This window comes from Streptosporangium sp. NPDC048886, from assembly GCF_055586905.1.
Genome location: NZ_JBVJHH010000020.1, coordinates 116,428 through 142,607 on the forward strand (window position 1 = coordinate 116,428; position 26,180 = coordinate 142,607).

The following is a 26,180-nucleotide window of genomic DNA, read 5'->3' on the forward strand; positions in this document are numbered from 1 at the left end:
CCGGTCCCGCGAGCGCCGGGCCTACCCGGCGAAGGCGGCGAGCGCGATGCCGAGGCCGCGCTGGTTCTGCCCGGCGGCCTTGGCGTCGGTGGAGTTGATCGAGTAGACGACCGTGCGGCCCAGGTCGCGGGTGGCGCCGACGCCGGACGCGCTGCCGTACCTGGCGCCGGTCTTGCCGAAGGCCACGATGCCGCCGGGCAGCTCCAACCTGGTCAGGCCCGAGGTGTGGACGGCGGGCTGGTCGCCGCCGTACATCGTCACCCTCGGCACCGTGAACATGTGCTCCAGCTGGGCGGCCGGCACCACCTTGCCCCCGAACAGGGCCTTGACGAACCTCTCCAGGTCGGCCGTGGTGGAGATCAGGTCACCGGAGGCCCAGGTCGAGGTGACGCTGGTCTCGGTCATGTCCACGACGTGGGCCCGGCCGTACTCGATCGCGTCCTGGAACCCTTCGGGGACGACCTGGTAGCCGTGGTTGTGCCGCCCGCGGATCCGGATGGAGTCGCCGGGCAGGTAACTGTCGCGCATGCCGACGGGCCGGAGGACCCGGGTGGTCACCTCGTGCTCGTAGGAGCGGCCCGTGACCTTCTCGATCAGCATGCCCGCCACGAACGTGTTGGTGTTGAGGTAGTGCTGCCGGGTGCCCGGGGCGAACTCGATCGGGTTCTCCACGGCTTTGCCGACATACTCCTCCGGCGTCCACTTCTTGAACCTGGTGGCGTAGACCCATTCGAAGCCGTCGCCGGACTTGGGCGCGGGCAGCCCGCTGGTGTGGTTGAGCAGCTGGCCGACCTTGACGGCCGGGTAGTCGGCGGGCAGCAGGCCCGATAGATACTCCTGGACCGTGCCGTCGAGCGAGAGCTGGCCCTCGGCGACGAGCTGGAGCACGACCGCGACGGTGAAGATCTTGGTCACGCTGCCTGCCCGGAACCGGGCCCCCTCCTTCGCCGGCCGCTCGGTGCGCAGATCGGTCACCCCCGTGACCCCGTGCCACGAGCCCTTCGAGCCGCCCACCCTGACCTCCGCCGCGGTGGCGTCGGGGGCGGGCAGCCCGGCGATGCTCCGCTCCAGCGCCGCGCTGTCGATCGGCGGCACCTCGGTCCGCACGGCGGCGGAGGGCGTCGCCACGGCGGCGGCGAGCGCCGGGGTCCCCGCGGCCGGGACCAGGGCGGCGAGGGCCGTCGGGTCCTCCTCCGCCTCCACCGGCCCTCCTCGGGGCCCGCTCCTCAGCCCTCCTCGACACCGAGGTGCGTGCGGTGGTGCCGCGGGGTGTCGATCTCGTCGAGCAGCGCGATCGCGAAGTCGGCGTAGGAGATCCTGCTGGCCGCATCGCCCGCGGCCGGCCGGTAGCGGCCGGTGCGGGCACCGCCGTGGTCGAAGTCGCCCGCCGGGCTGAGGACCACCCAGTCGAGCGCGGTGGTCGCGGTGCGCAGCACTTCGGTCCCGGCCGCGTGCCCCAGATAGAAGCCGCGGTACTCCTGCGGGTAGCCGGGCGTGTCCATCAGGAGCGTTCCGGACCCGGTCTTCAGCCCCGACGCCAGGCCGACCGCCACCAGCCGGTCCATCCCGGCCCGCGCCAGCCCGTCGAGCAGCGCGCGGGAGGCGGCGGGGAAGAAGGCGTCGGGCTGCGAGCCCAGGTCGGCGGCGGAGTTGATCGCGGCGCCGTGCCCCTCGGCGAGCCGGGCGACGCCGTCCGCGTCGGTGACGTCGCCGGCGACGACGCGCACGCCGTCCGTGGCCAGATCGCCGTGCCCGGCCGGGTCGCGCACGACCGCGGTGACCCGGTGACCACGCCGCAGAGCCTCCGCGACGGCCGTCCGCCCGGCCCTGCCGCCCGCGCCGAAAACAATGATCTCGCTCATCAGTCCGCCTCACGTCCCGGGGCCGGGCCTGGTCGCCGACCGCTGCCCCGGACGGTAGCCGGACACGTGGTTACCGCCGGGATACCGGCTACCGTGAGATCGTGAGACAACCGCTTGATCCGGACATGTTCGACGAGCTCTGCCCGTCCGCTCTCTCGCCCTTCCGCGTCGGTGACAAATGGGCAGGGATGATCATCCGCTGCCTCGAACACGGGCCGCGGCGCTTCTCGGAGCTCCGGGTCCCTCTGCGCGGCATCACCGCGAAGGTGCTCACGCAGTCGCTCCGGGCGCTCGAACGGGATGGCCTCATCACCCGCACGACCCATGACGAGCCCGTGCGGCGGGTCGAATACGGGCTGACCCCGCTCGGCCGCAGCATCCTCGGGCCGATGACCGTGATGTGCGACTGGGCACAGGAGCACTGGGAGGAGCTGCTGGAGGCGCGCGAGGCGTTCCCGCCGCTCGGCCACGCCGGCTAGCGCCGCTCGGCCACGCCGGCTGGAGCCGCGCGTCCGGCGCGGTCCGCCGGGCGCCGGGGCCGGTCGCGCGGCGCTTCAGCCCGCCGGTCCGGCCTCGGCCCCGGGCTTCAGCCCGCCGGTCCGGCCTCGAACCCGGAGAGCAGGTCGTCGAGCCCGGCCTTGACCCGCTCGACGGTCACCCCGCCGGTGCGGAGCCGGTGGGCCAGCAGCGGGGCGGCCAGCGGCGCCAGCAGGGCGTCGGCCAGGAAGTAGGCGTCGCCGCCCGGCTTCACCTGCGCGATGAGCATCGCGAGGTGGCTGTGGTGGAGATCGTAGGCGGCGCCGAAGCGGGCGAGGGGGCTCGCGGTCTCCGCCATGACCAGCAGGTCGAGCTGGGCCACCGTACGGTCGACCAGGGCGTGCAGGAAGGCGCGGATGCGGGCGGTCCCGGGGGCGCCTGGTCCCAGCGGCGCCGGTCCTTCGATGAACGCCGCCTGGAACTCCCGTTCCCGCTCGTCGATGAGCGCGTACGCCAGCCCGGAGCGGTCGCCGAAGCGGCGGTAGAGGGTGCCGACGCCGACTCCCGCCGCGGCGGCCACGTCCGCCATCGCCAGCCCCTCGACGCCGTGGGCGGCCACGATCCGGGCGGCCGCGGCGAGGATCCGCGCCCGGTTGCGTGCGGCGTCGGCCCTCTCCCGCGGGCCTTTCCCGGAGGGCGGCGCGTCCACCTCGTATGGATCGCTCCCGGGGGCCGCTGCTCTCGCGCGCGGACCGTTCCCGGGAGTCGCCTCCCTCGCGCGCGGGTCTTCTCCGGGAGCCGCCGCCTCCCTCCGGCGCGGACCGCTCCCGGAGATCGGCGCGTCTCTCCTGCGTGCGCCGTTCTCGGGGGGCGGCGCGTTCACGACCGCGTCCTTCGCCACACCGGGCCAGCCTAACGGAACGCCCTCCGCTTCCTCGGCCTCGACGTTCTCGGCCTGACTTCCTCCGCCTGACGTTCTCGGCCTGACTTCCTCCGCCTGACTTCCTCGGCCGCGACGTTCTCCGCGTGGGACGTTCCCGGCGGGTTCCGTGTCAGGTCCGCAGGGCGGCGGTGAGCTCGTCGGTGCGGGCCCGGCTGCCCCAGAACCACTCCACGTGGGCGTTCCGTCGCTGCTCCGCCAGCCAGTCGTCGAAGATCCGCCGCTCGACGAGCCCGCGGGTCACCTCGTCGAGTGCCGCCGGCTCCACGGCCAGCACGTGCGCGACGCAGAAGCCGCCGTCCGGGAGCCGCGCGGGCCCGAGCACCTGGCCGGCCCGCGCGTCCGCCGCCGGGGCGCCGAAGAGCGCGACCAGGCCGTCCCTGTTGTTCGCCTCCATCCGGCAGGTGGCCACGCCCGCCAGCACCTCCTCGACCGCCAACGCGACGGGGTCGGCGTCCTTCTCCACCCCGTCAGGCCCGTCAGGCGGCACGGCCCCGGCCCGCAGGAGCGCGGCGGCGGCGTCGGCGCGGCCGGGGTCTGCGTAGCGCAGCCTGACCACGCGCAGCCGGTCGAACTCCGCGCGGTGGGCGGCGAAGAAGTCCTCCACCCGTCCCTTGACCACGTCCCGGCGCAGGGCCGCCACCGCCGCCTCGCGCGCCACGATCTCCTCCAGGCGGGCGTGGCTGAGGCCGCGCTCGGCCATCCACTCCCGCACCGCCTGTGCGGTCAGCAGCCCCCGCGCCCGGCGGAAGGCGTCCATGGCCTCCTGGAGCCGGTCGGCGGGGAGATTCTGGTCGCGGACGTCCACAGCCTGCTCGACCAGGGCGGAGTTCACCAGGCGCCGGGCGAGCGCGACATCGTCCCACAGCACGTCGAGGACCGAGACGACCCGCTCCATCGTCATGTCGACGCCGTTGACGCGCAGGACGAGCTGCTCACCGGAGCGCTGCCCGCCCCGCAGCGGCCAGGGGATCGCCCGGTCCGGCGCGAAAGCCAGCGAGACGCTCCCCTCGGGTGAGGGGAGCAGCAGATCGTAGTGGTAGTCGTCGGTGGCGGCCTCACGCTGCCACAGCAGCCGCATCCTCACCTCCGGATGGCGCGCGCGCAGCTCCGAAAGCCGCTCGTCGGCGCGCTCCGGGCGCACGCCGTCCAGCCCGCGCAGCCATTCCAGGGCGTCGCCGAGGAGGTCGGGGGGCACGATCGGGGACACGTCAGGCTCCTTCCAGCAGCAGGTCGCAGAGGGCCTCGCTGATCGGCAGGCCGGTCAGCTCCTCGATCCACAACCACTGGCCGTTGGGGTTGATCTCCAGGAACACATACCGGCCGTCCGGGGTCAGGACCAGGTCGAACGCTCCGAAGTCGAGCCCGAGACGGTCCGTCATCGCCAGGCACCGCTGAGCGACCTCGTCCGGAAGCCGGTGCACGCCGTACGGGGTCACCTCGATGTCGTACAGGCGCCAGTCCACCCTCGACCGGTTGCTCTCCTGGGAGTGGATCTCGGCCGCGAACACCCGCCGGCCGACGACGGTGACCCGCAGTTCCAGCCGTTTCGGCACGTACTGCTGCGCGATGACCGGGCAGAACCGCAGTGCCTCGGCGTAGGCCAGATCACGGGCCGAGACGAACTCGCAGTGCCGGGTGACCGTGTGGCCCCCCGTGAGGTTCCCCACCCAGGGCTTGCCCATGGGCTTGGTGACGATGTGACCGTCATGGCGGTTGTGAAAGTCCCACAGGGCGTCCGCCTGGGTCGCGATCAGGGTCTCCGGGATCTCGAACCCGAGCTCGGCGGCCAGCATGAGCTGGGACGGCTTGTGCGCGGCGCGCCGGAACACCGACTCCCGCGCGGGCACCGTACGGCACGGCAGATGTTCCCAGAGGTCGGTGATCAGGTTCACGCTCTCCTGCGCGGCGTAGGCGGCCACCGACGGGTCGGTGAGCGCCGGATGCGCCTCGGGCGGCGTCGGGCGCCGCCACCACAGCGCGGTCAGCGTGTCCAGGTCGAGAGTGCCGGACTCGGTGTGCAGCAGCCGCCGGGTGAGTCCACGGGCGGTGTACGCCAGCTCCACGTGGGCCCGGGTGAGATAGTCCCGGTTGTCGAAGACGGTGGTCCGGGCGCCGCGTCCGGCCAGCAGGTGACGGATGTGGTCGGCGTGCGGGTCGGCCTCACCGGTGAGGACGAGGACATGCGGGGGTGACACGGATCTCCTTGGAGAGCGGGAGCCTGCGCGCAGGCGACGGACCGCCGGGGAGAACGGGTTTCTCCGGACTCGGGGGCGGCGGGTCACCGGACGCGGGGACGGCGCGCGTCCCCGCGCCCGGTGACCGCCGGCCGTCGCCGCCGTCCCGGCTGGCGGGACGGCGGCTGGGCGCGACTACTCAGTCACTGCCGCAGATGCCGGGCGGGTCGGCCTCCCACCCCGTGGTGATTTCGACCTTCTGGCCGCCGCTGATGCCGCTCAGCGCGCTCTCGTCGAGCTCGGCGCCGACCGGCGTGATGTCCCCGAGCTCGGTACGTGATGCCGCGTTCATGGAACGTTCCTCCTCTCCTTGTCGCTGTGGAAAAGCGATCTCGTGACCAATCATGCGGATCTCGTCTTGTAGGTGACTTGAGGACGACTGCGGGTGACTTGGGGATGACTGCGGACCCGCTGTCACGTCTCTCCCGGCGGGCACGGGGCTCACCGGGAGCCCGCCGGGAGCTGCGCCCGGGCCAGGCGCGCGTACAGGCCGCCGGAGCGGATCAGCGCGTCGTGGGTGCCGCTCTCGACGATCCGGCCGCCGTCCAGTGCCAGGATCAGGTCGGCGTCCCTGATCGTGCTCAGCCGGTGGGCGATCACGATGCGCGTCTGGGGGAGGGTGCCGAGGTTCGCGCTCAGCGCCGCCTCGGTGTCGGTGTCGAGATGGCTGGTGGCCTCATCCAGCAGCAGGATCTCCGGCCGGGCCAGTATCGCTCTGGCCAGGGCGATGCGCTGGCGCTGGCCGCCGGACAGGCCCCCGCCCTCGGTCAGCAGGGTGTGGTAGCCGAGGGGCATGGCGGCGATGTCGTCGTGGACGCAGGCCAGCCGGGCGGCCTCCTCCACCTGGCCGGGGGAGACGGTGGAGCTTCCCAGGGCGATGTTGTCCGCGATCGAGCCGGTGAACAGGGCGGGCTCCTGGGTGACCACCCCGAAGCGGCGCCGTAGCCGTCCCGGGTCCAGGCGGGACACCGGCACCCCGTCGTAGAGGATCTCGCCCTCGACCGGCGGGAACAGCCCCAGCAGGAGCCGGGCGAGGGTGGTCTTGCCGGACCCGGACCTCCCGACCAGCGCGACCTTCTGCCCGGGGACGACGCGCAGATCGATCCCACGGACGATCCACGGGCTTTCGGGGGCGTACCGGAAGCCGACCGCCCTCATCTCGATCCCGCTCCGCCGTGCTCCGCCGCCGGGTCCGGCCGGGGAGGAGGATTCCGTGACCGCGCCCTCGTCACCGGCCGGGGCGCCGGGGCCGGACTCCGGGGCGGTCTCCCAGATGTCGGCGAGCCGCTCGGCCTGGGCGCGGGCGAGCTGGAGGCTCCGCAGGCTGCCGGTCAACGAGGCCAGCGGCGCCAGGGCGGCGGCGGCCAGGGCCAGCACGCCGAGCATGGCGCCGACGGTGAGCCGGTGCTCCACCACCTGCCACGCACCGGCCCACAGCAGCGCCAGCGGGGCGCCGAACCTCAGCGCCCCCAGCGCGGTGTCCTGCATGCTCTGGGCGAACGAGCTCCGCCGCGCCTGCTGCGTCTGGATGTCCAGCAGACGCGTCCAGCGCTCCAGAACCTGGGACTCCGCTCCGGACGACTTGATCGTCTCGATGCCCTTGACGGACTCGACGAGCTGTCCCTGCGCCTCGTTGCGCGCCTCGTGCTCGCGGTGGACCAGGTCGCGGATCCGCTGCCGGGTGACGAGGAGCACGAGGAGCTGGGCCGCGGCCAGGACGACGAGCACCCCGCCGAGCAGCGGCGACCGTACGGTGATCGCGACGAGATAGCCGACGGCCAGCGGCGCGTCGAGCAGGGTGGACAGCACCTGGCCGGTGAAGATGTCCCGCAGCACGACGGCTCCGGTGATCCGCGAGACCAGGTCCGCCGAGCCCCGGTGGGCGAAGAAGCGGAACGGCAGGGCGAGCAGCCGCCTGGCCAGGTCGTCGAGTAGGGCGGTGTCGGCCCGGGCCCGCAGCACGGCCAGCGCCCAGGCCCGCAGCCCTCCGGCGGCGAGGTAGGCCAGCGCCGCCACGGCCGCGGCCAGTCCCAGCAGGGGCAGCAGGCCGATCTCCCCGCGCCCCAGCACCCGGTCCACGACGCTCTCGGTGGCGGTGGGCAGGACGAGCCCGAGCCCTTGCAGGATGAGGCTGAGCAGCACCAGGACGGCCAGGATGCCCCGATGGTTCAGCACGCTGACGCGGGCGTAGCGCGACCACCAGGATCGCCGCTCGCCGAGATGTCCCCGCTGGAAGTCCGGGCCGGGGGCGAAGGTGAGGACCACGCCGCTGAAGTCCCGCGCGAACTCCTCCCGGGAGAGCCTCAGCCTTCCGATCCCCGGATCGACGATCGTGATCCGGTCCCCGGCCGCCCGCTCCACCACCACGAAGTGTCTCGCCCGCCAGTGGGCCACGGCCGGCAGGGGGATCTCGGATATGTGCGCCGCGGGCAGGGAGAGCGCCCGGGTGGTCAGCCCGCGCGCCCGCGCGACGCGTACCAGGGTGAGCGCGCTGACGCCGTCCCGGCCCACGCCCATCTCCTCGGCCAGGGCGCGCACGGAGGTGTGGTGCCCGTGGGCGCCGAGGACCATCGCGAGGCAGGCGGCCCCGCATTCGACCAAGCTGTGCTGGAGTATGACTGGAACCCGCATGGGTCGGTAGTCTCCGCCCCTCCGCTTTGAGCGCGGTTGCGAGTGACTGGGGGCCGGTCACGTGGCCCCCTCGAGGTCACGGCACGGCGTGCGGCCCTCTCCGGCTCCGGCCGGATCCCGACCCGCGTGGCGCCCCCTCCTCCAAGGCCCACCCGTATCCGCGGGTCGGGCGCATCAGGGCTTGTTCAGGTAGGTGAGGACGCCGAGGACGCGGCGGTCCCCCCACCGGTGGTGGCCGTCGCCACGACCTCGTGCCCGTACGCCTGAAGGAGGCGGACCATCCCGTCGCCCAGGAGGTAGAGGTCTTCGGCTACGACGATTCGCATGGCAGCATCATCCTCACGCGGGTCGGACCGCCCGCCGGGCTGGTGATCTCCACGGTGCCGTTGGGCTGATCCCCCTGACCGGGTCACGCGGTTCGGTCAGTGCCGTGCCGGCGCCGGCTGGGACAGCCCGAAGATCGCCATCGACGGCATCCCCGGTGCCCTCCCGCCGCGGTCCGTCGCGATGCAGATCGCGGGTGCCCCCACCCTCGTACCAGCCGCGTTCATCGTCAACCGATCCGCACTGCGTGCCGCCTTCCCCTGGTCACGCTGATCCCGTCAGTACGAGTTCCGCTTCTTGCTTGCTAAGCGGAACTGGTTCCGTTTAGATTTAAGCGGAATCAGTTCCGTTTATCCGGTCAGGTGGAGGCAGGCATGACAGGCAAAGTCGCACTCGTCACGGGTGGGAGCCGCGGGATCGGAGCCGCGATCGCCCGGCGCCTGGCGGCGGACGGCACGGACGTGGCCATCACGTACGCGAGCGCGGCCCACCGCGCCGCCGCGGTGGTCAAGGAGATCGAAGCCGTAGGCGCCCGCGGCGTCGCCGTCGCCGCCCAGGCCGCCGACGCCGCCGCGCTGGCCGGCGCGGTCGAACGCACCGTCGCGGAGCTGGGACGGCTCGACATCCTCGTCAACAACGCCGGCATAGCCCCCTACGGGCCGCTGGAGGAGGTGACACCGGAGGAGGTCGACCGGACGCTGGCGATCCACGCGCGCGCGTCCTTCCTGCTCGCCCAGGCCGCCGCCCGCCATATGACCGCGGGAGGCAGGATCGTCACCATCGGCAGCAGCCTGGCCGAGCGGGTGCCCTATCCGGGCTGGACGCTCTACGCGATGAGCAAGTCGGCGCTGATCGGCCTCACCAAAGGACTGGCGCGCGACCTCGGCCCTCGCGGCATCACCGCCAACCTCGTCCACCCCGGCTCGACCGACACGGAGATGAACCCCGCCGACGGTCCCGGAGCCGACGAGGAGCGCGGCTACACGGCGCTGGACCGCTACTGCAGCCCCGACGACATCGCCGCCACCGTCGCGCACCTGGTGGGAGAGGGCGGCCGCAACATCACCGGCGCGTCCGTCACCGTCGACGCCGGCGCGACCGCGTAACCGCCGTGGCCTGGCTGCTGCTCGTGGGGGCCGCGCTGCTGGAGGTCGTGTGGGCCACGGCGCTGGAGCGCTCGGACGGTTTCACCAGGCCGTGGCCGGCGGTCATCGGCGTGGCGGCCGCGGCGCTCAGCTTCGCGATGCTCACCTTCGCCCTCCGCGCCCTGCCGATGGGCACCGCCTACGCGGTCTGGGTGGGGCTCGGCGCGCTGGGCGTGGCGTCGGCCGGCATCCTCGTCCTGGGCGAGAGCGCCTCCCCCCTCCGCCTGGCCTGCCTGGGCCTGATCCTGGCCGGTGTCGTCGGGCTCAGGGTCATGGGCGACTGAGGCGCCCCCGGCCCCGGATCGCCGGTAGGGCCCTCCCTACTCAGGATCAGGGTGCGGGCGGGCATGTCCCGGCCCGCCGCGCGAGAAAGACTCTGGGCATACCCGATCCCCCCTCCGGAGGTGCCTTCCATGGCAGCGCAGCAGTACGCACCGCAGACCCTGAACAGCCCGCCGGCCGTCCCGGCGGCCGTCAAGACCGCCTCGGCGCTCTGGTTCACCGCCGTCGGCGCCGGCGCCTTCGAAGCCGCCCTGGCCGTCACCGGCGCGCTGGTCAGCGGGTCGGCGTCGTTCGCCGATCTCGCCGGGGGGCTGGGGTTCCGGCTGGCGGTCTTCGCGGTGGCGATCTTCATGGCCGTCCGCCTGCGGCAGGGCCGTGGCTGGGCCCGTATCGCCCTCGCCCTGACCCTCGGCGTCTTCGGCACCATCTCCCTGGTGATCGAGCCGATCCGGTGGCTGCTCGACGGGAACTCGCTCGGTCAGGCCGTCGCGGAGGCCGACGCGATGTCGTTCGTGTTCGCCGGGAGCCGGATCGTGCACCTCGTGGCCGTCCTGGGTGCCATGGCGATGATGTTCGCCCCGGCGGCGAACGACTATTTCCGCCGCACGCCCCGCCTGCCGCGTGCCTGACACGGCTCCGCCGGAGGCCGACGCCGTCTCCGGCGGAGCGGGGCGGATGCTCAGCGGCTGGGCTCGTGGGCCCCGCGGGGGAAGAGCTCGGTGTCCGGGCGCTGCAGGTACTCCATCGCCTTGGTGAACCCCGGATCGCTGAGGCGCCGCTCCATCTCCTCCGGGCTCACGTCCTCGACGCGGGTCTGGATCCACCACACGTTGCCGAACGGGTCGCGCACGCGTCCGACGAGGTCGCCGAAGAACAGGTGCGTGACCTCCGTGATCGACGTGCCGCCGGCCGCGACGGCCTGCCGATGAACGGCGTGGGCGTCCTCGACGTACAGGCGGAGGAAGGCCGGCGTCGCCGGCCAGTCCGGATGGCCGTCGAACAGCATCACGATCGCGTCGCCGATCCGGACCTCCGCGTGACCGATGACCCCGCGGGCGTCGATGACCCGGGCGATCTCCTCGGCGCCGAACGCCTCCGTCACGTAGTCGATGACCGCGGCGGTGTCTCGGGAGATGATCCACGGCGTCACTGTGGTGTAGCCCTCGGGAATCGCCTTGACGGACATGAGCCTGCCTCCTGCGTCGTGGTGCCGGAACGTGTTACCGACTCTAGGGTTCATCTAGGTCAATTCTTGTCCCATATGGCCTCTTGTGCCGGACGGGCCGGGGCGAGCCGGGCGGCGAAGGCTCCGGCGATGCCGGCGCGGGCCGGGCGGGACCGTTCTACGGAGCGCGTACCCGCTGGTCGAGACGCGAGCGCGGTGCTCGATGACCTGGGCGGCTCTGATCTATGATCGTTATCTGCCCGGCCAACCGGGTAGAGAGATCTCTGTACAAGCGGACCCCCCGACAGATCGGAAAGCGGGGGTGTGCGCAGATGAGCGTCGTACGGGCCGGTGTGCTGGCCGTACTCATAGGGGTGGCGGCGATCGGCGCCGTCCAGCATTCGAAGCCGACGTCCAACCGGTCCCCGAGCTGGGTGGTCAAGCGGCCGGGGAACTCGACCCCCAAGCGGCATGTGGCCTGGACGGTCAGGCAGCCGGAACCGCCCGCCGGCCGGCACCGGGGCCGGGCGTTCGGGCGGCCTGACGGGCCGCGGTCCCGGCACTACCGGGGGCATCGGGCCGAGCGGCCCGATGGGCTGATGCCCAGGCACTACCGGGGGCCGGGCGTCGAGCGGCCTGACGGCCTGGATCCCCGGCGGTATCGGGGATCGAGGGCCGAGCGGCCCGAGGGGCTGATGCCCAGGCACTACCGGGGATCGAGGACCGAGCGGCCCGACGGGCTGATGCCCCGGCGCTACCGGGGGCCGGGCGTCGAGCGGCCTGACGGCCTGGATCCCCGGCGGTATCGGGGACCGGCGTACGGAGGGCCGGCCGCCAGGCAGTCGGAGGAGGGGACGATCCGGCGGCACCGGGGACTCAGGGGCGAGCGGGCCGACGGCCTGGGACCCGGACGCTACCGTGATCCGGGACTCGGCCGGCCGGGCGGCTCGGATTCCCGGCGGTACCGCGACCCCGGACTCGGCCGGCCCGACGGCCCGGGTCCCCGGCGGTACCGAGACCTGAGGGGCGAGCGGGCCGACGGCCCGGGTCCCCGGCGCTACCGGGGAGCGGGCGTGGACCGGCGGGGGGGCTGGGAGACCGAGCGGCCCCGAGGCTGGAGCGCCAAGCGGCTGGGTGAGTGGTTGGGCGGGCACCCCAGGCAGGGAACGCCCGACGTCCAGATCATCCGCCCCGGGATGGCACCGGACCAGCCCGGACCGGCCGGCGGCGGACAGGCAAGCAGCGGACAAGTAGGCGGCGGACAAGTAGGCGGCGGACAGGCAAGCAGCGGACAGGCAGGCGGCGGACCGGCCGCAAGGTGATCGGGCGACGTTGATCCGGCGATCCGGCGATCCGGCGATCCGGCGATCGGCGGCCGGAGGACAACAGAGGTATCCAGGAGGGCCCGGCCGTACCTTCGGCCTGGCCGTACCGCCGGGTCGCGTGCGAGGCCGGGTCCACCGGCCTCGCACGGGCGCGCCCCGGGGCGGGCCGTGCCCGTCAGCTCCGGTAGTCCTTGAGCGTGATGGCGTTGGACAGCTCCCGGATGTCCGGCATCGGACGGCTCTGGTCCTTCTGCCACTCGCTCACCCGCAGTGCGAAATCCTGGTTCAGCGCGGCGAAGTCCCGCATCTCCTCCTCGTAGCGGGCCAGCCCCACCCGGTGGTCCCCGCCCGCCGCCATGAGCTCTCCGGCCAGGACGTAGGCGCCGACCAGGGCGAGGGTCGTGCCCTGACCCGACAGCGGAGAGCCGCAGTAACCCGCGTCCCCGACCAGTGAGACCCGTCCGTCGGACCAGTTGTCCATGCGGATCTGGCTCATGGAGTCGAAGTGGAAGTCGGGCGCCTCCCACATGGCCTTCAGCAGCCTGGCGGTCTCCCAGCCGTCGTCGGCGAAGCGCTCGGCCACGATCTGCTTGTGCCGGGTGATGTCGCGGTAGTCGTAGTCCAGCCGTGGCGACTCGAAACCGAGGACCGCCCTGGCCTCGGTGTTGTTCCGCGCGCTGTAGAGGCCGGACATCTTCCCCGGGGTCCGGTGGAACACCTGCCAGTGGTCCAGATCCAGGAAGTTGTCGGTGGTGAAGACCGACAGGTAGGTGTCCAGGTGGCGGATGAACCGGGACTCCTCGCCGAAGGCCAGCGCGCGCACGTTGGAGTGCAGGCCGTCGGCGCCGACGACGAGTCCGAAAGTGCGCGGTGCGCCCCGCTCGAAGGTGACCCGCACCCCGTCGTCGTCCTGCGCGAGGGAGGTGATCGAGTCGCCGAAGAGGTATTCGACGCCGTCACGGGTGGCCTCGTAGAGGATGCCGGCCAGGTCGTCGCGGAGGATCTCCACGTCCTCACTGCCGACCTCGCCGCCGGTCAGGGTCTCCTCGGTGGTGCTGTGCAGCACCTCGCCGGTGCTGTCGACGAAGGACATCCCGCGCATCGCGGCGTCCATCCGCCGGATGTCGGCCAGCAGCCCCATCCGCTCGACGACGCCGAGCGCCGCGCCGCGGATGTCGACCGCCTGACCTCCGGGGCGGAGCCGGGGGGCCTTCTCCACGACGGTGGGGTTGAAGCCGTGGCGGCGCAGCCAGTAGGCCAGCGCGGGCCCGGCGACGCTCGCACCGGAAATGAGGATGTCGTGGTCTCTCATGGGGGCTCCTGGCGGATGTCGAGGGGAGGGGGATCCGGCCGGCCGGTGACGGCCCCGCCGGCTACGCCGTACACAGTTGAATGTACGACGTACGCATGCGGTTAGGCAACCCGACATGGCTGTTGAGCACGGGCTTTCCGAGAATTCCCGGGAAGCTCTGCACTAGTACAGTGAGTAGGGCGTCCGTCCGTGGTGATCCGCCGGGCCGGCGCTGTACCTGGTCATCGAGGGGTTCCGCTACCCTCGGGGCAGGTCCGCCTGTACTAGTACAGGCCGCTCCACCGGACGGAAGGCGATCGTGAACCGGCCCGCTGCCCAGCCTGATCCCCCCTACCTGAGGATCGTCACCGAGATCCGCCGCCGCATCGCGGCCGGTGAGCTCCGTGCCGGCGACCGGGTGCCCTCGACCCGGCAGGTCGCCCGGGAGTGGGGCGTGGCGATCGCGACCGCCACCAAGGCCCTGACCGTCCTGCGCCAGGAGGGAGCCGTGCAGGCGGTGCCCCGCGTCGGCACCGTGGTGGCCGGTCCCGGATCCCCGCCCGGGCCGCGCCGCGAGCCCCCGCCCGGGCCGCAGCCCAGGTCCGGGCCCGGATCGCAGCCCGGGTCCGGGGCCGAATCGCATCCCGGATCCGGGCCGCGCTCCGCGCCCCGTCCGGCGCCGTCCCGGCCGGCCGGCCCGCGCCGTACGGCCCACGATCCCGATCAGGGGCTGACCCGGGAGCGCATCGCCCGCGCCGCGATCGGCATCGCCGACACCGAGGGGCTGGACGCCCTGTCCATGCGCGGCGTCGCGGCCAAGCTCGATGTCGCCACCATGTCGCTGTACCGCCACATACGGGACAAGGAAGATCTCGTCCTGCTGATGACCGACGCGGCGTGCGGTGAGATCCGGTACCCGGAGGAACCGCCCACGGGGTGGCGGGCGCGTCTCGAACTGGTGGCGCGGCTGCTGTGGTCCACCTACCGGCGGCACCCGTGGCTGGCGCAGGTCGGCTCGGTGACCCGGCCGCTGCCGCTGCCCAACCTGATGGCCTACGCCGAATGGACGATGAGCGCGGTGGACGGCCTCGGCCTCGACGCGGAGACCATACTCAACGTGCACGTCCTGCTCTACAGCTACGTCCGGGGAATCGCCGTGAACCTGGAGTCGGAGGCCCAGGCCGAAGCGGACACCGGCGTCACCGGAGACGAATGGATGGACACCCAGGAGCCCGTCCTCTCCGGGCAACTCGCCTCGGGGGCTCTGCCGACGTTCTCCAGGGTCGTCGCGGACCTGGAGGACGGTTACGACCTCGATCTCGACGCGATCTTCGAGCTCGGCCTGCGGGCGATGCTCGACGGCCTCGGCGTGCTGATCCAGAACTCCGGGCGATGAGACGGGCCTGGCGGTCCCGTCCGTCCCGAGGCCGGGTCAGGGCCCCCGCCGGAGCCGGCGGGGGCCCTGGGACGGGCGAGGGCTCACCATGCTCTGGGCGCGTGCCCCGCCATCTGGGCGACGTCCTCCGCGCCTTCCCGCATCAGCTTGCCGGCCAGGTCGGACAGGGCGCGTCCGGCGGCCAGCTCGTCGCCGATCGACGGAACAGGCTGGTCATCCGGGTTACGTCGGGCGTATGCGACGCATTCCCGTTTCCTGCCGTCCGCCGTCATCAGCACGGCCTTGGCGGTGGTGACGGCGTCGGCGTCGTCCTCGCTGATGAATATCTGTACAGTCCATTCCTTTGATTCCATTACCAACACCTCCCATTCAAGACTGCGCCTCTGTCGGCGTTACCGGAAGGGTCCTTGGACCCGGCATTGTGGGGTTTTGCCGCTCAGGGTCCGACAGAAGGGGAAATCCCCGCCCGCCGTACGGCTCCGCACGCGCCCGGGCGGACGGGGGCCGCTGTCGGCGGAGGTGTTCTCCATCGGGTTCGCCCACGGCCCGCGGCCGGACGGCGCCTCGCACGCGTGCCTGATCCTGCCCGGCGTGGAGGGGCTCACGCTGATCCGGGAGCGGTAGCCCGCCGGGCCTTCCCGGCTCGGCCGATCGTTAGCCGTTCGGCCGCTCAGGGTAGAACTGTTTGTACCAGTGTGCCCCCCGCGAAGTAGGAACGTGGGGGTGTACCCGGGTGGTCGGGAAAATGTCGCTCAATGTCCTCGCCGTGCTCGTAGGAGGAGTGACGCTCCTCGCCCTCCACCCCGCAGGCCCGGCTCGACCGGCCGGCCCTACCCGCCCCATGAGCCCGGTTCAGGCCGTGAGCCTGGTTCAGGCCGCGAGCCCGGTCCGCCACGCGGGGACGGCTCAGCCCGCGGGCCCGATGCGGCGCGTGACCCTGGTCGAGCCGGTGAGCTTGGCCCGGTCGTCGGGGGCGGTCCGGTCCGCGCGCGCGCCGCGGTCGGCGGCCTCGGTCCGGTCGGCGGGCGCGGTCCGGTCGTCAAGGTCGACGGGGTCGGCACGGTCGTCAAAGGGGGTCCGGTCCGCCGGTACGGCCCGCTCCGCCCGCAGGGCCCGGCCCCCGAAACCGGTGGTGCCCACCCCCGGCCGGTCCGCGGGCGCGTCCGCCCGGCACGGGCGCGGCGCCCGGACGCCGATCGTCGTCGCGCACCGCGGAGCCAGCGCCTTCCGGCCCGAGCACACGCTCCTGTCCTACGAGGTCGCCATCCAGATGGGCGCCGACTACATCGAGCCGGACCTGGTCTCCACCAAGGACCACGTGCTGGTCTCCCGGCACGAGAACGAGCTCTCGGCGACCACCGACGTCGCCGACCACCCCGAGTTCGCCGCCCGCAGGACGACCAAGACCATCAACGGTGGCCAGGTGACCGGCTGGTTCACCGAGGACTTCACCCTCGCCGAGCTGCGCACCCTCCGCGCCAGGGAGCGCTTCCCCAAGCGGCGGCCGGGCAACGCGGCATACGACGGGCAGGCGCAGATCCCGACATTGGAGGAGATCGTCAAGCTCGCGCAGAAACACGGTGTGGGCATCTACCCCGAGATCAAATATCCGACCTACTTCGCCTCGATCGGGCTGCCGATCGAGGAGCCGCTGCTGGAGGTCCTCCGGCGGTACGGCTGGGACGAGGCGTGCGACCCGGTGTTCATCCAGTCCTTCGAGACGGGCAACCTCAAGCGGCTCCGGGCCCTCACGCGGCTGCGGCTGATCCAGCTCGTCGGATCGGGCAACAGCGCGCCGTACGATCTGCTCGCCGTCGACAACGCTCCCACCTGCGACGAGCTCGTCACTTCGGAAGGGCTGCGGCAGATCGCCGCCTACGCCGACGGCATCGGCGTGACCACCACGCGGATCGTGCCGGTCGGACCCGACGGGAGGACGGATCCGCCCACCTCGCTCGTCCGGGACGCCCACCGCTACGGTCTCCAGGTCCACGTCTCGACGATCCGCGACGAGAACGCCAAGCTCCCGGCGGAGTACCGGCGGGGCCGTCCCGGCGGCTCGGCCTACCGCCGGGCCGTCGGGGACGTGACGGGCTGGCTGGAGCGGCTGTACCGGCTCCGTGTGGACGGGGTGTTCGCCGACAACCCCGGGGTGGCGCGCGTGACGCGAGACCGCATGTTCGGAGGGGACTGACCGTCCGGGCCGGCCGGAGGGCTCGGCGGCCTCACTCGGGCCGGCGCCGCCAGGGCCTCGCGGGAGCCGCCCGGGATGTTCGCCCCGGCCGCGACCGGGGCGGGGAGGGCACACGCCGGCGGCCTCCCGCCCGCGTGCGACCGGTGCCCGACGCGGGCGTGATGAGGGAAGACTCCCTGATGTCGGCGATGAGACCGTCCGGAGGAGTAGTCTGAGAAGACCAAGGACATTCCGCACGTTGGCATTCAGGTCGGCGTCGCCCTAGGCGATACACAACTTCGGTCCTTCCCGGTCCGAGTCAGGCCGATCGATCATGACGCCGAAACTTCTCTCCCGGATCGCGCCCTCTGTGGCCGCCGTCCCCATGACCACCTCCTCCGCGGTACGCCTCAGCCTGGACCTCGTGCCCGGCCACCGGGGTCTCGTGGACGGGGCGTGGTGGCCGTATTCGCGGAACGCCGGCGTGGAGCTGCCCGGCCTCATCGCGGCCGTGGATCGGCTGCTGGGCCGTACCGTCCTGCGCGTGGGTCTGCACGCGGACGTCTGGGACGGCGTCCCGCGCCGTATCCCGGCGCGTGGCCGCCAGGTCGAGGTGGGCCCGTCACGGAGTGCCGACCACCGCCTGATCAGGCTGTCCGTAGCGGGCATGGATCACGTCGACCTGCTGGTGATCCCGTCCGGCACCGCGTGCGTCCCGGCCATGGACGCCCTGGAGCTGGCCGTCACATGTGCCGGCCGCCTACGTCCGATCGACATCCTCACCGCCGTTCACGCTCCTGTCCCGGCCGGATCCCCATGCGCGGGAGCCCGTGGTCCGGCCGCCCGTGCACAGGAGGGCGGACGGCCTGCCGGCCCTGTTTCCCTCGCCTGCCCATGACGGCCCGGGCGCTGCCGCCCATCCGGTCCGCGGCGGCGTGCGCGCCGCAGGCCGGCCGAAGCCTCGTTCCTTCTTCGATCGGAGATCCCATGACCGCTCTTCAGAGCCGGGCCGACGGAACGGTGCTCCAGCCCGTCCGCCCGTCCGTCACCGTCGTCAAGCTGTGCGGTGAGATCGACGTCTTCACCAGCCACTCCCTGCGCGAACGCCTGATCGGCGCGGTGCGGTCCAGCGTGGGCCCGCTCATCCTCGACCTGTCCAGGGTGTCCTTCCGCGACGTGTCCGGGCTGGCCGCGCTGGTCGGCGTCCAGCGTCGCGCCAGAGCCCGCGGCATCGCCCTCTACCTTGCCGAGCCCAGCTCCCAGACGGCCGAGCTGCTCCGGCTGACCGGCCTGGACCGCGTTCTCACGGTCTACCGGGGCATCCCGGGCAAGCCCGGAACGCCCAGGCTGCCGCGGCAGGCACGGAGGGGGGACTGAGACCCCGGCCACGTGAACGGGCTCCGAGGGAAACGGGCCCCGGGGAAGTGAACGGCGCCCCGGGGAAGGGGGGTGGGGCGCCTCCTGAGGGCTCGCGGGCACGGCCGGAACGGGCCGCCTTCCCCGGGCCCGCGTCCGCGGGCCTACCTCCGGGACCGGCGGGGCCGCGTGCGCGGCCGTTTTCGCGGATCTACGTCCGCGACTGGCGGGCCCGCCGTACCGGCCGCTCGCTCACCACCGGGGTGGCCAGGTGCCCGTTGAGGAGCCGTTCGAGGGCGCCGACGAAGGGGGCGCGCTCGTCGGCCGGGAGCGCCGCGAGCACGTCGGCGTGGACACGGTCGGAGATCTCCGTCCCCTCGGCCACGATCCGCCGGCCCTCCTCGGTGACCGAGATGATGCGGGCCCGGCGGTCGGTGCTGGACGGCCGGCGCTCGGCCAGTCCGGCCCTCTCCAGCTCGTCCACCGTCACCACCATCGTGGTCTTGTCGAGGTCGGAGATCTCGGCGAGCTGGATCTGCGTCCGCTCGGCCTCCATCGCGTGGAACAGGACGCAGTAGCCGCGCGGCGTGATCCCGAGCTCGGCCAGGGCCGCCGTCATCTGGGTCGCCAGCACGTGACCGGTGTGCGTCAGCAGCATGCTCAGGTCCGGGACGGTGCGGGACGGTGCGCTCGTGGTCATGCGGTGAGTATACCAAGATAGTTCTACTACGGGATTATCTAGAAGTAGAGATATTCGGTGGGGCGAGGCCGGAAAAGGGCTGGGCCGGGCGGACGGGCCCGAGGTAGAGTCGGCTCCATGACCTGGCGACATTGATCCATCACCAGAGGTCGACAGGGGACCCGTTGTCGCGGGCCGCCGGAGATGCCGAGCATCCCGAGCCCGCACAGTCCCCCGTCAGAAAGACCTCATGATGATCTCTCTTCTCCGTGGACCGGGCAGGCGCGCGGAGCGCCTGGCCGCGACGCTCTACGGTTACACCTTCCTCGACGATCTCATCCTGCTCTACCCGGTCTACGCGCTGCTGTTCGTCGACACCGGTCTGTCGACCGCCGAGATCTCCTCGCTGTTCGTGATCTGGTCGGTCACCTCCCTGGTGATGGAGGTCCCCTCCGGAGTGTGGGCCGACGCCGTCTCGCGGCGGCTGCTCCTCGTCGTGGCGCCGCTGCTGTCGGCCGTGGGCTACGCCCTGTGGGTCATCGCCCCCTCTTACTGGGCGTTCGCCGCGGGCTTCGTGCTCTGGGGCACCTCGGGAGCGCTGCAGTCGGGCGCCATGGAGGCGCTGGTCTACACCGAGCTCGAACGTCTGGACGCCGCCGGCCGCTACGCCACGATCATGGGCCGTGCCCGCGCGCTCGGCACCGGCGCCGTCATGGTGGCCACGGCGCTGGCCGCCCCCGCGCTGGCGGTGGGCGGCTACCCGCTGCTCGGCGCGGCCAGCGTCCTGGCCTGCGCGCTCTGCGCGGCCGTGGCGACGACCTTCCCCGAACACCGTGGGCAGAGCCCGGAGGAGTCGTCGCCGGAGGAGTCGTCGCCGGGCTCCTACGCGGGCATCCTGCGGGACGGCGTGCGGGAGATGCGCTCCAGCCAGCCGGTACGGCGGGCGGTGCTGCTGGTGATCGTGGTGACGGCGCTCTGGGGCGCGCTGGACGAGTACGTCCCCCTGCTGGCGGCCGGCACCGGTGTCGCCGAGTACGCCGTACCGCTCCTGGTGCTCCTCGTCTCCGCCGGAGGCGCGCTCGGCGGTCTGCTCGCGGCCGCCGGACGGCGTGGCACCGACCGGACGACCGCGGTGATCCTCGCCGCCGGGGCGCTGGCGCTCGGCGCGGGGGCGATCAGCGGGGTCCCAGCGGGCTTCGCCGTGATCGCGCTCGCCTTCTGTCTCTTCCAGATGGCGACCGTGCTGGTCGACGCGCGGCTGCAGGACCGCATCACCGGCCCGGCCCGGGCCACCGTGACCTCGCTGGCCGGGCTGGGCACAGATGTGGCCTGTATCGCCTTCTTCGGCTGTTATGCCGCCGCTTCCGCGGCGACCGGGCACAGCGTGATCTTCGCCGTGTCCGCCGTGCCGTACCTCGTCCTGGCCCTCGTGCTCGCCCTGGCCTCGGGCGGCCGGTCACGTGCCGCCGGCCGGCCGTACTCCATGAGCGCCGGCGCGGACCGCGGGGGTACCGTGAGCCGGTGAGCGGTTCACCCACCTTCGACGGCGTCGACCCCGAGACCATCGCGCGGCGGGCGTCCTCGTTCGGCGGCCAGGCGGCCGCGTACGCGAGAGAGCGGCCCGACTATCCCGACGACGCCGTGCTGTGGGCTCTCGGGCCCGTCCGGGAGCGCGCGCCGCTGCGCGTCCTCGACCTGGGCGCCGGCACCGGGAAGCTGACCGGGGTGCTGCTGCGGCATGTCGCCGACGTCGTCGCGGTGGAGCCCGACGCGGCCATGCTCGCCCAGCTCCGCGACCGGCTGCCCGGGGTCCGGGCGCTGTCCGGCACGGCGGAGGAGATCCCGCTGGCGGACGGGTCGGTCGACGCGATCCTGGTCGGGCAGGCCATGCACTGGTTCGACCTCGACCGGGCTCTCCCCGAGATGGCCCGGGTCCTGGCGCCGGGCGGGGTGCTGGCCGGGCTGTGGAACCTCGACGACGACCGGGTCCCGTGGGTGAGCGGCCTGAAGCGGGTGGCGGCCAGCACGGTGTCGTTCAGACGGTGGCGGCCCGCCGTGGCCTTCCCGCGGGGGCCGCACTTCGGCGCGAGCGAGCGGGCCGAGTTCGCGCACGGCCAGCGCCGGACCGCGGAGTCGATGGCGGCGACCATCGCCACCCACTCCCACGTGCTGACCCTCCCGGAGACCGAGCGCGCCGAGCTGATGGCCCGGGTCCTCGACTACCTGCGCGCCACCCCCGAGACGGCCGGCGGCGAGTTCGAGCTCCCGATCACCACCGTGGTGGTCCGCGCGCCGCGCGGGTAGCGGGCAGTCGCCCGTCACGCCCGGGCGGCGCGGGGCCGATGTCCGCAGCCGCGGCCGGCAGCGGTGAGACGGGGAGGAATTTATGCCCGTTTTGCCGAGTTACGTGCATATCTCAGTCTCTGTTCATAGGATCTATGCCGGACCGTGACCATCGCCTGGAATCGTGGACGCCCGCCCAGAGCGCTCAACTGTTCCGAAATGGAGAGAGACTGTGCTGAAGTCCAAGACGCGCCGCCGCGTCGCGGTCAAGACAGCCGCCATCGCAGCAGTGGGTGGAGGAATCTTCTTCGGCGCTGTTCCGGCGATCGCCTCCATGACGGCAGCCCCGAAGACCGTCACCTACACCTGCACGGCCTCCTCCGCCGGCACCGGGAACGTCACCTACAAGCTGCAGATGGACATCACGGGCCCGCTGGCGCCGACGCCCAACTCCGCCGTCGTGGCGACCTGGGCGATCCGGCAGCCCGCCGCCTCGCCGTTCCTCACCGCTCCCTCGGCCATCCCCGCGACCGACCGCCTCGTGATCGACGGTGACGCGCTCGTCACCAGCAACCCCTCGATCGTCCCCTCCGAGCTCCGGACGGTCGGGGCCACCGCCGCCGCCGCCGCGGCGACGGCGGGTGCCCAACTGCAGGTGCCCCCCGTGCTGATCACGGTGACCCCGACTGCGACCGGTGTCATCGCGGTCCAGCCGGCCTCCTTCGACCTCTACCTGGAGCCGGCCTCCGGGCCGGGCGGCGGCGGCACGGGCGGCACCCTCTACGCGTGCGACGTCGCGTCCACGGCCTCGGCCGAGGCGAGCGCCGCGGCGCTGCTGATCACGGTCAAGCCGTCGGGCACCTCGACCGGCACGGGCACGCCGACCCCCACGAACACGGGCACCGGCACGCCGACCCCCACGAACACGAGCACCCCGACCCCGGCGCCGGTCGTCACCGTCACCAGGACCAAGACGTCCAAGCCCGTCAAGCCCCCCAAGACCCGGCAGATCGACGAGACCCCCGGAGGCGGCGCCTCCACCGGAGGCGGCGGGGAGGCCGGGCCGGACGCCCGGATGATCGTCATCAGCGGCGCGCTGATGGTGGCGGGCGCGGCGGTCGGCGGCCTGGTGCTGCGGCGCCGTACGGCGGCCAGAGGCTGACCGGGGTGCCGGATGACCAGCCCGACGCCTGACGGCAGGCCGCCGAGGCCCCCCGCCCTGGGCGGGGGGCGGCCGGGGCGTCCCCAAGGGCCCGTGCCGCCGTACGGGCGGGGGCCGGTCCGCCCGCCCTATCCGCCGCAGCCCGGATACCAGCAGTACGGCCGGCCGTACGAGGAGTGGCCCGACGGCCGGATCGAAGGCGGCCGGGTGCTGCGGTCGGTGCTCATCCTGGCGGGGGTCGCCGGGGTGATCACCGTGCTGGTGGGCCTGCTCTACATGGTGGCGGCGCCCGAGCAGTACGGCCTGGCCGACCAGCGCACCACGCTGCCGCCCCGCAGCCAGATGAACGCCACCGCCCCCGCGGACCCCTACTTCCAGGCGCCCGCGACCGTGCCGCCGCCGCAGCCGAGCGTCCCGGCGGCCCCCGCCATGCAACCTTCGACCCCGGTCCGCCTGGTCATCGAACGGCTCGGCGTCAACGCGCCGATCAGGTCGGTGGGGCTCGACAGGCAGGGCGCGATCGAGGTGCCGCCGGTCGGCAACCCCAACCTGGTCGGCTGGTACCGCTCGGGACCCACGGCCGGGGAGGCCGGGCCGGCGATCATGCTGGGACACAAGGACACGAAGTCGGGCAGCGCGGTCTTCAGCCGCCTCGACGAGATCCGCAACGGTGACGTCATCGAGGTGCACCGCAAGGACGGCGTCATCGCGGTCTTCACCGTGGGAGGTCTCGAACAGGCCGAGAAGTCGGTCTTCCCGACGCAGCGGGTGTACGGCGAGTCGCCCAACCCCCAGCTCCACCTGATCACCTGCGGCGGCACCTACGACCACACGACCGGCCACTACACCGACAACGTCATCGCCTACGCGACGATGACGGGCACGCGCAGGGAATGAGCGCCGCCGCTCCGTCCGGTGCCGTGTCGTCCCTGAGAGCCCGCGGCGCCGCGTCCCCGAGAGCCCTCGCCACTGCGGAGACCGTGTGGCGGCGTCGGCACGGGCTGGTGCTGGGCGCGCTCGTGGCGCTGGCCACGACGGTCTACTCGCTGCTCGGCCTGGTCAAGCTCGCGACCTTCCGGGCCACCGTCTTCGACCTGGTCATCTTCGACCAGGCCGTGCGGGGCTACGCGGGTTTCGGGGCGCCCGCCGTGCCCTCGGTCGGCATGCAGTACGGCGCCGGGATGGACTTCCTCCAGCTCGCCGACCACTTCTCGCCGATCCTGGCCCTGCTGGCCCCGCTGTACTGGCTGCACGACGGGCCGCAGACGCTGATCGTCACCCAGGCGGTGCTGTTCGCGCTGGCCGCGGTCCCCATCTGGCACTACGCCGAGCGCCGTCTCGGCGCGCGCCCGGCCCACCTGGTCGCGCTGGCCTACACGGTGTCGTGGCCGATCGCGCAGGCCGCCGGGTTCGACTTCCACGAGGCGGCCTTCGTCCCGCTGCTGAGTGCGATCATGATCGAGCGCTCCGACGCCGGCCGGCCGGTCCCGGCGGTGCTCGCCGCCGCCGGGCTGCTGCTGGTCAAGGAGGACATGGGCCTGCTGCTCGCCGGCTTCGGGACGTATCTGTTCCTCACCCGGCGACGGCTCGCGGGAGCCGCCGTCATCCTCTTCGCGCTGGGCGCGCTCATGATGATCCGCGGCGTGCTGATGCCGGCGGCGGGGGCCGGCGCCACGGGTTTCCACTGGGCCTACGGCGCCTGGGGCGCGGATCTCGGCCAGGTGGCGCTGGCCCTCCTGCGTGATCCGATGGCCGCGCTGGCGCAGCTCGTCAGCCCGATGGTCAAGGTCAACACCCTGGCCTTCCTGCTGTGGCCGATGGCGCTGACCGCGCTGCTGTCGCCGCTGACGCTGGTGGCGGTCCCGCTCGTCCTGGAGCGGTTCCTGGCCGACCGGTCGCAGTGGTGGGGGCCGGAGCACCACTACAACGCCTTCATCGTCGCCGTCCTCGTCTGCGCCGGGGTGGACGGGGCGGACCGGCTCGCCGGACGGTTCCGGGGCCGGCGCCTGATCACGCACTGGGCGGTCGCGGTCTGCGTGATCGGCCTCACCCTCGTGCCGCGCTTCGAGCTCGGCAAGCTCCTGGACCCGGCCTTCTACGAGGGCGAGCCGCACGTCGCGGCGGCGCGCGAGGCCGTGGCCAGGGTCCCGGACGGGGTGGTCGTCGAGGCCGCCAACAACGCCGGTCCCGCGCTCACCGCCCGGACGACGGTCCTGCTGTGGGGCCCCCAGGCCCACGGCGCACCCTGGATCGTGGCCGACGTGGCGCGGTGGACCTATCCGTTCGGCGAGTACGGCATGCAGCAGCAGCGGGTCGACGAGGCGCTGCGGAGCGGTTACCGCAAGGTGTTCGAGCGTGACGGCTACGTCGTGCTGAACCGGCCGTAGCCCGCCGAGGATGTAGCAAATCTGAACGGTGTGTCAGTTCTTTTCACTTGTCCTGTTGAGTCGCCTGCGGCAGCGTTTACTCCCGAAGGCCGGACAGGAGGTGCGGAGTGTTCAGGGGCGGATACGGGACGTCGGCGCGCATGGGCGTGCTCGCCCTGCTGTGGGGGTCGACCTTCCTGTGGATAAAGCTGGCCCTCACCGGCCTGTCCCCGGCCCAGGTCACCTTCACCCGCTGCGCGCTGGGCGCGGCCCTCCTGATCGTCTGGTGTCGTTCCGCGGGCCGGCGCCTCCCGCGTGACCGTGCGACCTGGGGTCACGTCGTCGTGGCCGCCTTCTTCTGCAACGCCCTGCCGTTCGCCCTGTTCAGCATCGGCGAGCAGACCGTCGACTCCGGGGTGGCCGGCGTGCTGAACGCGACGACCCCGCTGTGGTCCCTGCTGATCGGCATCGCCATCGGCACCGAACGCGGGCTCCACCCGGTCCGGCTGGGCGGGCTCCTCCTCGGGTTCGCGGGCACGCTGCTGATCTTCGCCCCGTGGCGTCAGGCCGGGCTCGCGAGCTGGGGCTCCCTCGCCATCCTCACGGCGGCGGCGAGCTACGCCGTCGCCTTCGCCTACATGGGGCGCAAACTCGTCGGGAAGGGCACCCCCACCATCGCCCTCTCCGCGTCCCAGCTCGTCGCCGCGACGGGATTGAGCGCGCTGGCCCTGCCCGCCGGCGGCCTGGCGCCGGTGCGCGTCGACCCGGTGGCCCTGGTCGCCGTCGCCGTCCTGGGGGTGTTCGCCACCGGGATCACCTTCCACCTCACCTACCGGATCATCGCCGACGAGGGCGCGACCGACGCCGCCACCGTCGGTTACCTGCTGCCGGTGGTCTCGGTGGGGCTGGGGGCGACACTGCTCGGCGAGGAGCTCAGCCTCCGGGTCGTCGTGGGAATGGCCGTCGTGCTCGTGGGGGTCGGCATGACGCGGCGGCGGAAACGGGCGGCCGAGGCCGGGCGGGACACGGACGAAGATTCTGTTGTAACCTCCTAATAACCGAACAATGCTCGGTTTCATAAGCAGG

28 protein-coding genes are annotated in these 26,180 nt (G+C 72.8%); 15 read left to right on the forward strand and 13 right to left on the reverse strand.

Going from position 1 to position 26,180, the window contains the following annotated elements; genetic code table 11:
- Positions 1–21: 21 nt before the first annotated feature.
- Positions 22–1,203 (reverse strand): serine hydrolase domain-containing protein, encoded by a 1,182-nt coding sequence (locus ACZ6R6_RS25065; RefSeq protein WP_470097108.1) that lies wholly within the window; start codon positions 1,201–1,203, stop codon positions 22–24.
- A gap of 23 nt (positions 1,204–1,226) precedes the next feature.
- On the reverse strand, positions 1,227–1,862 hold the full coding sequence (locus ACZ6R6_RS25070) for an NAD(P)-dependent oxidoreductase (protein ID WP_470097110.1): 636 nt from the start codon (positions 1,860–1,862) through the stop codon (positions 1,227–1,229).
- Positions 1,863–1,963: 101 nt separating this feature from the next.
- Between ACZ6R6_RS25070 and ACZ6R6_RS25075 the strand changes: the two genes are divergently transcribed.
- On the forward strand, positions 1,964–2,341 hold the full coding sequence (locus tag ACZ6R6_RS25075; RefSeq protein WP_470097112.1) for a winged helix-turn-helix transcriptional regulator: 378 nt from the start codon (positions 1,964–1,966) through the stop codon (positions 2,339–2,341).
- A 107-nt stretch (positions 2,342–2,448) separates the two neighbouring features.
- Here ACZ6R6_RS25075 and ACZ6R6_RS25080 read toward each other — a convergent pair whose 3' ends face one another.
- The 6 genes from ACZ6R6_RS25080 to ACZ6R6_RS25105 all read right to left on the reverse strand — a co-directional run bounded on the left by ACZ6R6_RS25080 (position 2,449) and on the right by ACZ6R6_RS25105 (position 8,473).
- Positions 2,449–3,048 carry a TetR family transcriptional regulator gene (locus ACZ6R6_RS25080; protein WP_470097114.1) on the reverse strand — a complete coding sequence of 200 codons (600 nt, stop codon included), beginning with the start codon at positions 3,046–3,048 and terminating at the stop codon, positions 2,449–2,451.
- Between the two features lie 343 nt (positions 3,049–3,391).
- Positions 3,392–4,489 carry a TIGR04500 family putative peptide maturation system protein gene (locus tag ACZ6R6_RS25085; RefSeq protein WP_470097116.1) on the reverse strand — a complete coding sequence of 366 codons (1,098 nt, stop codon included), beginning with the start codon at positions 4,487–4,489 and terminating at the stop codon, positions 3,392–3,394.
- Position 4,490: 1 nt separating this feature from the next.
- On the reverse strand, positions 4,491–5,477 hold the full coding sequence (locus tag ACZ6R6_RS25090; RefSeq protein ID WP_470097118.1) for an MvdC/MvdD family ATP grasp protein: 987 nt from the start codon (positions 5,475–5,477) through the stop codon (positions 4,491–4,493).
- Positions 5,478–5,655: 178 nt separating this feature from the next.
- On the reverse strand, positions 5,656–5,808 hold the full coding sequence (locus ACZ6R6_RS25095; protein WP_306859720.1) for a hypothetical protein: 153 nt from the start codon (positions 5,806–5,808) through the stop codon (positions 5,656–5,658).
- 149 nt (positions 5,809–5,957) lie between these two features.
- Positions 5,958–8,147, reverse strand: coding sequence for a peptidase domain-containing ABC transporter (locus ACZ6R6_RS25100; RefSeq protein ID WP_470097120.1), 2,190 nt, complete (start codon positions 8,145–8,147; stop codon positions 5,958–5,960).
- A 185-nt stretch (positions 8,148–8,332) separates the two neighbouring features.
- Complete coding sequence (locus tag ACZ6R6_RS25105) at positions 8,333–8,473, reverse strand: hypothetical protein (protein WP_470097122.1); 141 nt, start codon at positions 8,471–8,473, stop codon at positions 8,333–8,335.
- Between the two features lie 372 nt (positions 8,474–8,845).
- On the opposite strand from ACZ6R6_RS25105, the gene ACZ6R6_RS25110 reads away from it, so the two are divergent.
- From ACZ6R6_RS25110 to ACZ6R6_RS25120, 3 genes are all read left to right on the forward strand, one after another.
- Positions 8,846–9,577 (forward strand): SDR family NAD(P)-dependent oxidoreductase, encoded by a 732-nt coding sequence (locus tag ACZ6R6_RS25110; protein WP_470097124.1) that lies wholly within the window; start codon positions 8,846–8,848, stop codon positions 9,575–9,577.
- Positions 9,578–9,582: 5 nt separating this feature from the next.
- The gene (locus ACZ6R6_RS25115; RefSeq protein ID WP_470097126.1) at positions 9,583–9,900 is read left to right on the forward strand and encodes a DMT family transporter; all 318 of its coding nucleotides are present in this window, start codon (positions 9,583–9,585) and stop codon (positions 9,898–9,900) included.
- Between the two features lie 129 nt (positions 9,901–10,029).
- Complete coding sequence (locus tag ACZ6R6_RS25120; RefSeq protein ID WP_470097128.1) at positions 10,030–10,527, forward strand: hypothetical protein; 498 nt, start codon at positions 10,030–10,032, stop codon at positions 10,525–10,527.
- Positions 10,528–10,577: 50 nt separating this feature from the next.
- Here the strand turns inward: ACZ6R6_RS25120 and ACZ6R6_RS25125 are convergent, their stop codons facing one another.
- Together ACZ6R6_RS25125 and ACZ6R6_RS25130 are read right to left on the reverse strand one after the other, a co-directional pair.
- Positions 10,578–11,084: a VOC family protein gene (locus ACZ6R6_RS25125; RefSeq protein ID WP_470097130.1), complete on the reverse strand. Its 507-nt coding sequence runs from the start codon at positions 11,082–11,084 to the stop codon at positions 10,578–10,580.
- A gap of 1,479 nt (positions 11,085–12,563) precedes the next feature.
- A complete protein-coding gene (locus ACZ6R6_RS25130) occupies positions 12,564–13,700 on the reverse strand; it encodes an FAD-dependent monooxygenase (protein ID WP_470097132.1) in 1,137 nt (378 codons plus the stop codon).
- A 298-nt stretch (positions 13,701–13,998) separates the two neighbouring features.
- Here ACZ6R6_RS25130 and ACZ6R6_RS25135 point away from each other — a divergent pair, with 298 nt between their 5' ends.
- Positions 13,999–15,075: a TetR/AcrR family transcriptional regulator C-terminal domain-containing protein gene (locus ACZ6R6_RS25135; protein ID WP_470097134.1), complete on the forward strand. Its 1,077-nt coding sequence runs from the start codon at positions 13,999–14,001 to the stop codon at positions 15,073–15,075.
- An 83-nt stretch (positions 15,076–15,158) separates the two neighbouring features.
- Here ACZ6R6_RS25135 and ACZ6R6_RS25140 read toward each other — a convergent pair whose 3' ends face one another.
- Positions 15,159–15,428: a DUF1876 domain-containing protein gene (locus tag ACZ6R6_RS25140; RefSeq protein ID WP_470097136.1), complete on the reverse strand. Its 270-nt coding sequence runs from the start codon at positions 15,426–15,428 to the stop codon at positions 15,159–15,161.
- Between the two features lie 76 nt (positions 15,429–15,504).
- On the opposite strand from ACZ6R6_RS25140, the gene ACZ6R6_RS25145 reads away from it, so the two are divergent.
- Positions 15,505–15,699 (forward strand): hypothetical protein, encoded by a 195-nt coding sequence (locus ACZ6R6_RS25145; protein WP_470097138.1) that lies wholly within the window; start codon positions 15,505–15,507, stop codon positions 15,697–15,699.
- 282 nt (positions 15,700–15,981) lie between these two features.
- Here the strand turns inward: ACZ6R6_RS25145 and ACZ6R6_RS25150 are convergent, their stop codons facing one another.
- On the reverse strand, positions 15,982–16,215 hold the full coding sequence (locus ACZ6R6_RS25150; protein ID WP_470097139.1) for a hypothetical protein: 234 nt from the start codon (positions 16,213–16,215) through the stop codon (positions 15,982–15,984).
- Here ACZ6R6_RS25150 and ACZ6R6_RS25155 point away from each other — a divergent pair.
- The 3 genes from ACZ6R6_RS25155 to ACZ6R6_RS25165 all read left to right on the forward strand — a co-directional run bounded on the left by ACZ6R6_RS25155 (position 16,208) and on the right by ACZ6R6_RS25165 (position 18,625).
- A complete protein-coding gene (locus ACZ6R6_RS25155) occupies positions 16,208–17,269 on the forward strand; it encodes a glycerophosphodiester phosphodiesterase (protein WP_470097141.1) in 1,062 nt (353 codons plus the stop codon). The two genes, ACZ6R6_RS25150 and ACZ6R6_RS25155, sit on opposite strands and share 8 nt — an antisense overlap.
- Positions 17,270–17,582: 313 nt before the next feature.
- Complete coding sequence (locus ACZ6R6_RS25160) at positions 17,583–18,146, forward strand: DUF5994 family protein (protein ID WP_470097143.1); 564 nt, start codon at positions 17,583–17,585, stop codon at positions 18,144–18,146.
- Positions 18,147–18,235: 89 nt separating this feature from the next.
- On the forward strand, positions 18,236–18,625 hold the full coding sequence (locus ACZ6R6_RS25165; protein WP_470097145.1) for an STAS domain-containing protein: 390 nt from the start codon (positions 18,236–18,238) through the stop codon (positions 18,623–18,625).
- A 190-nt stretch (positions 18,626–18,815) separates the two neighbouring features.
- Here ACZ6R6_RS25165 and ACZ6R6_RS25170 read toward each other — a convergent pair whose 3' ends face one another.
- Positions 18,816–19,304 (reverse strand): MarR family winged helix-turn-helix transcriptional regulator, encoded by a 489-nt coding sequence (locus ACZ6R6_RS25170; RefSeq protein WP_470097147.1) that lies wholly within the window; start codon positions 19,302–19,304, stop codon positions 18,816–18,818.
- 229 nt (positions 19,305–19,533) lie between these two features.
- On the opposite strand from ACZ6R6_RS25170, the gene ACZ6R6_RS25175 reads away from it, so the two are divergent.
- The 6 genes from ACZ6R6_RS25175 (at position 19,534) to ACZ6R6_RS25200 (ending at position 26,149) form a co-directional block, all read left to right on the forward strand.
- Positions 19,534–20,808: an MFS transporter gene (locus ACZ6R6_RS25175; protein WP_470097149.1), complete on the forward strand. Its 1,275-nt coding sequence runs from the start codon at positions 19,534–19,536 to the stop codon at positions 20,806–20,808.
- Positions 20,805–21,587, forward strand: a complete 783-nt coding sequence (locus ACZ6R6_RS25180) for a class I SAM-dependent methyltransferase (protein WP_470097151.1) — start codon at positions 20,805–20,807, stop codon at positions 21,585–21,587. The genes ACZ6R6_RS25175 and ACZ6R6_RS25180 overlap by 4 nt, the downstream gene beginning before the upstream one ends.
- A gap of 211 nt (positions 21,588–21,798) precedes the next feature.
- A complete protein-coding gene (locus ACZ6R6_RS25185) occupies positions 21,799–22,728 on the forward strand; it encodes a hypothetical protein (protein ID WP_470097153.1) in 930 nt (309 codons plus the stop codon).
- Between the two features lie 12 nt (positions 22,729–22,740).
- Complete coding sequence (locus ACZ6R6_RS25190; protein ID WP_470097155.1) at positions 22,741–23,625, forward strand: class F sortase; 885 nt, start codon at positions 22,741–22,743, stop codon at positions 23,623–23,625.
- A gap of 83 nt (positions 23,626–23,708) precedes the next feature.
- Positions 23,709–25,115 carry a DUF2079 domain-containing protein gene (locus tag ACZ6R6_RS25195; RefSeq protein ID WP_470097157.1) on the forward strand — a complete coding sequence of 469 codons (1,407 nt, stop codon included), beginning with the start codon at positions 23,709–23,711 and terminating at the stop codon, positions 25,113–25,115.
- A gap of 107 nt (positions 25,116–25,222) precedes the next feature.
- Entirely contained in the window at positions 25,223–26,149 is a 927-nt protein-coding gene (locus ACZ6R6_RS25200) for a DMT family transporter (protein ID WP_470097159.1), read from the forward strand.
- Positions 26,150–26,180: the final 31 nt, after the last annotated feature.